9 protein-coding genes are annotated in these 7,234 nt (G+C 42.6%); 4 read left to right on the plus strand and 5 right to left on the minus strand.

The annotated features are described in order from the left end of the window. Positions 1–144 precede the first annotated feature (144 nt). A complete protein-coding gene (gene zwf, locus H5968_RS24160; protein WP_187041969.1) occupies positions 145–1,674 on the plus strand; it encodes a glucose-6-phosphate dehydrogenase in 1,530 nt (509 codons plus the stop codon). Here the strand turns inward: zwf and H5968_RS24165 are convergent. Then, positions 1,640–1,777: a hypothetical protein gene (locus tag H5968_RS24165; RefSeq protein WP_187041970.1), complete on the minus strand. Its 138-nt coding sequence runs from the start codon at positions 1,775–1,777 to the stop codon at positions 1,640–1,642. The two genes, zwf and H5968_RS24165, sit on opposite strands and share 35 nt — an antisense overlap. Before the next feature lie 29 nt (positions 1,778–1,806). Between H5968_RS24165 and opcA the strand changes: the two genes are divergently transcribed. Continuing rightward, on the plus strand, positions 1,807–3,177 hold the full coding sequence (opcA, locus tag H5968_RS24170; RefSeq protein WP_187041971.1) for a glucose-6-phosphate dehydrogenase assembly protein OpcA: 1,371 nt from the start codon (positions 1,807–1,809) through the stop codon (positions 3,175–3,177). A gap of 361 nt (positions 3,178–3,538) precedes the next feature. Continuing rightward, positions 3,539–3,715: a hypothetical protein gene (locus tag H5968_RS24175; protein WP_222620794.1), complete on the plus strand. Its 177-nt coding sequence runs from the start codon at positions 3,539–3,541 to the stop codon at positions 3,713–3,715. 322 nt (positions 3,716–4,037) lie between these two features. Here the strand turns inward: H5968_RS24175 and H5968_RS24180 are convergent, their stop codons facing one another. The 4 genes from H5968_RS24180 to ilvN all read right to left on the minus strand — a co-directional run bounded on the left by H5968_RS24180 (position 4,038) and on the right by ilvN (position 6,462). Further along, complete coding sequence (locus H5968_RS24180; RefSeq protein WP_187041972.1) at positions 4,038–4,280, minus strand: hypothetical protein; 243 nt, start codon at positions 4,278–4,280, stop codon at positions 4,038–4,040. A gap of 233 nt (positions 4,281–4,513) precedes the next feature. Beyond that, positions 4,514–4,675, minus strand: coding sequence for a hypothetical protein (locus tag H5968_RS24185; protein ID WP_187041973.1), 162 nt, complete (start codon positions 4,673–4,675; stop codon positions 4,514–4,516). Positions 4,676–5,030: 355 nt separating this feature from the next. Next, on the minus strand, positions 5,031–5,798 hold the full coding sequence (locus H5968_RS24190; RefSeq protein ID WP_187041974.1) for a Uma2 family endonuclease: 768 nt from the start codon (positions 5,796–5,798) through the stop codon (positions 5,031–5,033). A 145-nt stretch (positions 5,799–5,943) separates the two neighbouring features. Beyond that, a complete protein-coding gene (gene ilvN, locus H5968_RS24195; protein WP_187041975.1) occupies positions 5,944–6,462 on the minus strand; it encodes an acetolactate synthase small subunit in 519 nt (172 codons plus the stop codon). Between the two features lie 383 nt (positions 6,463–6,845). On the opposite strand from ilvN, the gene H5968_RS24200 reads away from it, so the two are divergent. Continuing rightward, the gene (locus tag H5968_RS24200; protein WP_187041976.1) at positions 6,846–7,184 is read left to right on the plus strand and encodes a BON domain-containing protein; all 339 of its coding nucleotides are present in this window, start codon (positions 6,846–6,848) and stop codon (positions 7,182–7,184) included. The last annotated feature ends 50 nt before the right edge of the window (positions 7,185–7,234 follow it).

Below are 7,234 nucleotides of genomic sequence, written 5' to 3' on the forward strand. Positions count from 1 at the left end.
CCCAATCACCTGTCACCTGTCACCTGTCACCTGTCACCTGTCACCTGTCACCTGTCACCTGTCATCTGTCACCTGTCACCTGTCACCTGTCACCTGTCACCTGTCCCCTAATCTAAAATCCAAAATCTAAAATCTAAAATCCTTATGGTCAGTCTGTTAGAAAATCCCTTGCGGGTTGGTCTCCAACAACAAGGGATGGCCGAACCCCAAATTATTGTTATCTTTGGCGCGTCAGGTGATTTAACCTGGCGTAAACTCGTACCTGCATTATTTAAACTCCGTCGGGAAAGACGCATTCCTCCAGAAACTACCATTGTTGGTGTCGCCCGTCGTGACTGGACCCATGACTACTTCCGGGAACAGATGGAAAAAGGAATGCGGGAAGCTCACAGCAAAGTCGAACTGGGAGAACTCTGGCAAGACTTTTCCAAGGGTTTATTTTACTGTTCCGGTGATATTGACAACCCCGAAAGCTATCAAAAACTGAAAAACTTCCTCGCTGAACTCGACACCCAACGGGGAACACGGGGAAATCGGATGTTTTACCTTTCTGTTGCGCCCAACTTCTTCCCCGAAGCTATTAAGCAGCTAGGAGGGGCAGGAATGTTAGAAGACCCCGACAAACACCGTCTCGTCATTGAAAAACCCTTTGGGCGTGATTTAGCTTCCGCGCAAAGCCTTAACCAAGTAGTGCAGAAGGTTTGTAAAGAAAACCAAGTTTACCGCATTGACCACTACTTAGGTAAGGAAACAGTACAAAACCTGTTAGTGTTCCGCTTTGCCAATGCCATTTTTGAACCATTATGGAATCGGCAATTTGTGGATCACGTACAAATCACCGTTGCTGAAACCGTAGGTGTAGAAGACCGGGCGGGATATTATGAAAGTGCCGGTGCGCTACGAGATATGCTGCAAAACCACCTCATGCAGTTGTATTGTTTAACCGCAATGGAAGCACCCAACGCGATGGATGCTGACAGTATTCGTACAGAAAAGGTGAAAGTTTTACAAGCCACTCGTTTAGCAGATGTGAATAACCTTTCCCGTTCTGCCATTCGCGGACAATATAGCGCCGGTTGGATGAAAGGAGAAAAAGTCCCTGGATATCGAGAAGAACCGGGAGTTGATCCCAATTCCACCACACCCACTTATGTAGCAATGAAATTTGTGGTGGATAACTGGCGTTGGCAAGGTGTACCTTTCTATCTGCGGACAGGGAAACGGATGCCGAAAAAAGTCAGTGAAATTTCCATCCATTTCCGGGAAGTACCTTCCAGAATGTTCCCATCAGCCGCATTACAAGCAAACGCCAATATTTTGACAATGCGGATACAACCAAATGAAGGTATTTCGCTCCGTTTTGATGTGAAAATGCCCGGTGGAGACTTCCGCACCCGTTCCGTGGATATGGACTTTACTTATGGTTCATTTGGGATTGAGGCCACATCTGATGCGTATGATCGCCTGTTTTTAGATTGTATGATGGGCGACCAAACATTGTTTACCCGGTCTGACGAAGTAGAAGCTGCTTGGCGTGTAGTGACACCTGCGCTGTCTGTTTGGGACTTACCCGCAGATCCCGCTACTGTTCCTCAGTATGAAGCGGGTACTTGGGAACCAGCAGAAGCTGAATTATTAATCAACCAAGACGGCCGCCGTTGGCGCAGACTTTAAGGGGTGACTGGGGACTGGGGACTGGGGACTGGTGACTGGGTAAGAGTTTTTCCCAATGCCCCATGCCCCATCCCCAATTATTAATCCGAAATCCAAAATCCAAAATCCAAAATCTAAAATCCAAAATTGACTATGGTAACTGAAGCTTCTACAATTTATTCTCTCCAAGCCCCTAAAGATGTGTGTTTGACTGATATTGAAAACGAACTCAGTCAAATTTGGCAAAGTTATGGTATTCAAGGGGAAGAAGGCGGTTTACCTGCTGCTACCCGTGCTGCAACATTTACTCTAGTGGTTTATGAACCAGAAGAAACCCAGTATTTGTTAGCCGCTATTGGTGTTTATAACGGTCCTATTGATGGGATTTTGGGACCCCAAACCCAAACTTCACTGCGGGAACTACAGAAAAAACACGGACTTCCAGAAAGCGGTATTCCCACACCGGAAACGATCAAGGTTTTACGGGAAGAATATTTTAAACTTCAGCACAGTGGGGAACATGGTGATAGTCATGGTGCGGCGATGGGCTATACTTACAGTCCCACCAGTCCCACTATTGCTGATGAAATTGCTTTGCGTAACCCTTGCCGGATCATTGCTTTATGTCCCATTGCGGGGGAAGATGAAGGGGTAAAGGCGCAGGTTTCTGCCTATTGTCCTATTCAAAAGCAGTCTTCTAGTACATTAATTTGTTGTGAATACATTACCTTAACTGGTACTGCTGCCGCTTTGGAACGTATTGGGGGCATGATTCCCGCTTTGTTAATTGGTGGTTTGCCTAAGTTTTTATGGTGGAAAGCTACTCCTGATTCTCAAAATCCTTTGTTTAAGAGATTGGCGGCTGTTTGTAATAATGTGATTGTTGATTCTTGTAATTTTAATTCTCCTGAAAGTGATTTATTAACTTTGCAAGATTTGGCAGATACAGGAGTTCCTTTAGCTGATTTAAATTGGCGACGTTTATCTGCATGGCAAGAATTAACAGCAGAAGCTTATGATGCTCCTGTGCGTCGTGCAGCTTTGAGAGAAATTGATCGGGTAAATATTGATTATGAAAAAGGCAATGCTGCCCAAGCTTTATTATTTTTAGGCTGGTTAGCGAGTCGCTTGGAATGGCAACCTGTTTCTTACAGCAAAGAATTTGGTGATTATGATATTACCAATATTGTTTTTGTGTCGAAAGATCAAAGACAAATTAATGCAGAGTTAGCAGGTGTTCCTGTTGCTGATATTGGGGAAATTGTTGGTGATTTGATTGCTTTGCGTTTGAGTTCTACTAATCCTCAAGCTAATTGTGGTACGGTAATTTGTTCTGAAACCGGCGGTTGTATGCGGATGGAAACTCAAGGTGGCGCTCAATCTGCTGGTTTATTTCAACAAGTTAGTTCTCTTGCTGAACAAAAGCCGGAGTTTTTGTTAAGTCAGCAGGTACAACGTTGGGGGCGTGAGGCTTTGTTTGAGGAAAGTTTATCGGTGATTACGAAAACTATTAAGTTGGGTTAGTTTTCATCTCGTTCCTAGTCTCTGACTAGGAATGCTTTTTTGAGGCTCTGCCTTTTTTTTGTCTGAATCAGGATGTCCAGGATTTAAGGATTTTCAGGATTATATTTTTATTGAACCACGTTCGCGAAGCGTGCCGAAGGCATAGACACGAAGGACACGAAGGAAGAGAGGAAGAGAAGAAGAGAAATTTTTAGATATATGCACCACTTTTTTACTTCTGACTCCTGACTCCTGACTCCTGACTCCTGACTCCTGACTCCTGACTCCTGACTCCTATGCCCTCACGGAAAGACTTTCTCAGCAACCCCTAACTATTCTCGCTTGGGCAGCTACGGAAAATCGAGTTCTCTTAACTCATGATGTGGCTACAATTACGCGCTATGCTTATGAAAGAATAACAGCAGGTGAGATGATGCCAGGGGTGATTGAGGTTTCTACAGATGCTAGAATTGGACAGGTAATAGATGATATTTTGTTGTTAATTGATTGTTGTTTTGATGGAGAGTTAGCAGGACAAATATATTATTTGCCATTTTGATGATTTAGATTCTCGACTTCTTACTATGATCTATTTTTGTTGGTGGGGTTTATAAAGGAAGTCGGGGATCTTTTTTTGTCTGAATCAGGATGTCCAGGATTTAAGGATTTTCAGGATGATTTTTTTATTGAACCACGTTCGCGAAGCGTGCCGAAGGCATAGGCACGAAGAACACGAATAAAGAGAGGAAGAAGAGTGTTTTTTAGAGAAATGCACCACTTTTTTAATCTCACGCAAAGGCGCAAAGGCGCAAAGGAATTAGAAAAAGTTTAAGGGTGTGGTGCAAGTATCTAAAAGTTGCTGTAATTTTCTGGTTAAGAAGTTAAGCTACGTTTTTTATTGATACAATTCCTTCACTGCACCACTGTACTAATAGCCAGCGATCTGAGTCTTTGTCTAATGCTGGTTTGAGTCGAAAGGCAAAAAATTCTTCCCATGCTTCTATGCTGTGTCGTGAGACAAATTGTTGCTCGATTTCTTTAAATTTTTCCCAGTTGCGTTCTGCTATGGCTGTTAGCATGGGGATTAATTCTGTGATTGATATGGAATGTGTAGTTTTACTCATCTGGGTGTCCTTCAAAGATACAGATTATTGGCAAAACAGAGGCTTGAGTATCAATGACTTCGACTAACCGAAGTCCCATTTTTTTACCTATTTTCTTGCAGCGTTCCTCGGATGCAACTGGTAGCCAATACCTTGACTCTTTTACAGGGTCAAATTCGCCCTTGGAACGTTTGATTTTATCCTCCATCTCTGAGAATGCCTTTTTTAGTTGTTGCGTTGGCTTTTGGCGATCGCTAATTTGGCTTATCTGATTTGGTTTTTGTTTGCACTGCGTTTTTGCAGATGGACTCTACAAGGTTGCTTAAAGTCCGGTTTTCCTCTTCAGCCCATTTTTCTAGCGATTCTTTTAGGGATTGATCACATATAAATGCGATTCTGGGTCGTCTAGCCACCATCGTTAACACTTTTTATAACTGTATATCCAGCATACTCCAGAGAATAACTGTGTTGTTAGGTGGGTAATACTGTTATCAGATATTTGACAGGTGTTGACGCTGTATGACAATGTGGCTACTATAGCATCATTTTTCCCATACAAGTCAAGTGGTGATAGAAAAAACCTTCAATCTCGATGGGTGAAGGTATCAAAATCGTTAGGAATTTTGTTCTGAAACTGTGCCTTTTTTATTTTTGGAGAAGGCATAGTGTTAAGTAGGATTGACTATATGTCAATATATCCCCAACTTCTCAAAGAAATCGGGGATTTAAAAATTGCCTCTTTGCGTCTTTGCGTCTTTGCGTGAGGTATATTCAAACCTCATACGGGTTAACCCCCAACTCCCGCAACCGTTCCGCTAAACGTGCGGCTTTTTGCTGTTCCTGCTCCAACTGAGATGTTAATTGCTGTGTCTTTTCCCCACTATGTAACAACAAATTCCCCTGTAAATCCCACCAACGCAACCAGGGAGCTTGCATATTATTATACATTCCTTCCCAAATTCCCAACTCTACACCTAGCGGTAAAATTGGATAATGCCCCCTTTCATTAGCTGGTAATAATTCGTAACGTCCATTCACTAAATGATACACTTTCACACTGGCTTTCTGGACTTCATAAATACCATAAAACGGTACTCTAATTGCTTGTTCATACACCCAAAACTTACCATTAAACGGTGTTTTATCCCTTTCTTCTGCACCATCCCCAGATACAAATTCTAAAACTATTAAAGGTGCTATATATTCCTGCCACAATACGTAGGAACGGCGGAATTTACCGTTTAACATTGGTGGTACATTAGCTACATAAAACCAATCTGGTGCTTCCGCGCCTTTTTCCAGTGGTTCGGTTAAACGCCAATAAATACCGCAGTCTTGACCGATCGCATATTGTCCATCAGGATGTATTTTTTGCAAGGTGCTATTGATGGAGTCTGTTAGTAAGATGCTTTGGGGATGTTCTTGAAAATTTTGACCTACGGTACGCTTCGCTAACACAAATGTTCCATCCGACTCTGGTAACTCCGTGTGGTCGGGAAGATGGGTAATATCTATGTCAGCAGGTTTCGCAAGAGTCATAGAACTGGGTTTTGGGTTTAAAGACTCGATCGCCTCTATTGTAGTTATATTATAGTTAAATATTATGACATTGATGGGCGATCGCCTTTTTTTAGGATGGCGCGTGATAACTGATAGCGGACAACTGACAACTGATAACTGAAAACTAAACCTTTGGTTCCAAAGACTTCAGCAACTCAGTATTAACACCAGATTCACGAGTTAAAGAAATCTTACCCGTGCGGGCAATTTCCCGTAAACCAAACTTTTGCAACACCTGAACGATCGCCACCATCTTCCCCGGATCTCCCACCACTTCCAAAGTCAGAGAATCTTCCGCTACATCCACAACCCTAGCGCGGAAAATCTGCGCCAGTTCTACCACCTCAGAACGGTTGTTGCTGGTAGCATTCACCTTTAACAGCATCAATTCCCTTTCTACACAAGGTGTCTCAGTAACATCCTGTACTTTCAGGACATTAACTAATTTATATAACTGCTTTGTGAGTTGTTCAATCACGCGATCGTCACCAGGTACAACCATCGTAATTCGGGAAACTCCACCCTGTTCAGCAGGACCGACAGCAAGGCTTTCTATATTAAAGCCACGACGGGCAAATAAACTAGAAATACGGGACAAAACCCCCGCTTCATCTTCAACAAGTACAGAAAGAGTATGTTTCATCTTCGCCAACACAGGCTAGGGAGTATAAAGAGATAAATGTAACATCAGCCATATCTCAGGGCTGCTTTAGACTGACTACGAAATAAAATTTTCGGTCTAAACCCTTATTTTAATACGCTTGTGACTCCTATCTAAATCAGGATTTCCAGGATTTAAAAGTGATTTTTTCTCGTTCCCATACTCTGTATGGGAATGAATGTAAGAAGGCTCTGCCTTCTATTAAATCAGAGTCAGAGACTCAAAAACAGCATTCCCAGTCTGAGACTGGGAACGAGATTAAACGAGATTAAAACTACTGCAAATCCTAGCAGAGATAGATGTTACTGGTTTTTTAAAGTTTTATACTGATATGTGAGAACCACTTTACCAGGAGAAAATCGTTTATGAGTTGGTTAAAAAGACTGTTTGGAATGGAAAAACCAGAAAACGCAAAAGTAAACCCAACTCCACAAGCAGCAGCTACCGCTGACAAAATCCCTACAGAACGTATAGGATTAAATGGCGAATATGATCAAAGCGGTTTAGCTAAAAGAGTCGCATTAGCCTTTGATCAAGATTCAGAACTTGCAAATTGCGATCGCCTGTGGGTAGCTCAACTAGGTAGCACCGTGGTATTAAAAGGTGAAGTTCCCAGTCAGAAAATTCTCAACAAAATGGTTTCTGTCGCTCGTTCCGTTAATGGTGCTACTAATGTAACGTCTGAGCAAGTTAAAGTTGGGTGATTGGTGATTGGTGATTGGTGACTGGTGACTGGGGACTGGGGACTGGGGAC

This window comes from Sphaerospermopsis sp. LEGE 00249, from assembly GCF_014299995.1.
Classification (GTDB): domain Bacteria; phylum Cyanobacteriota; class Cyanobacteriia; order Cyanobacteriales; family Nostocaceae; genus Sphaerospermopsis; species Sphaerospermopsis kisseleviana.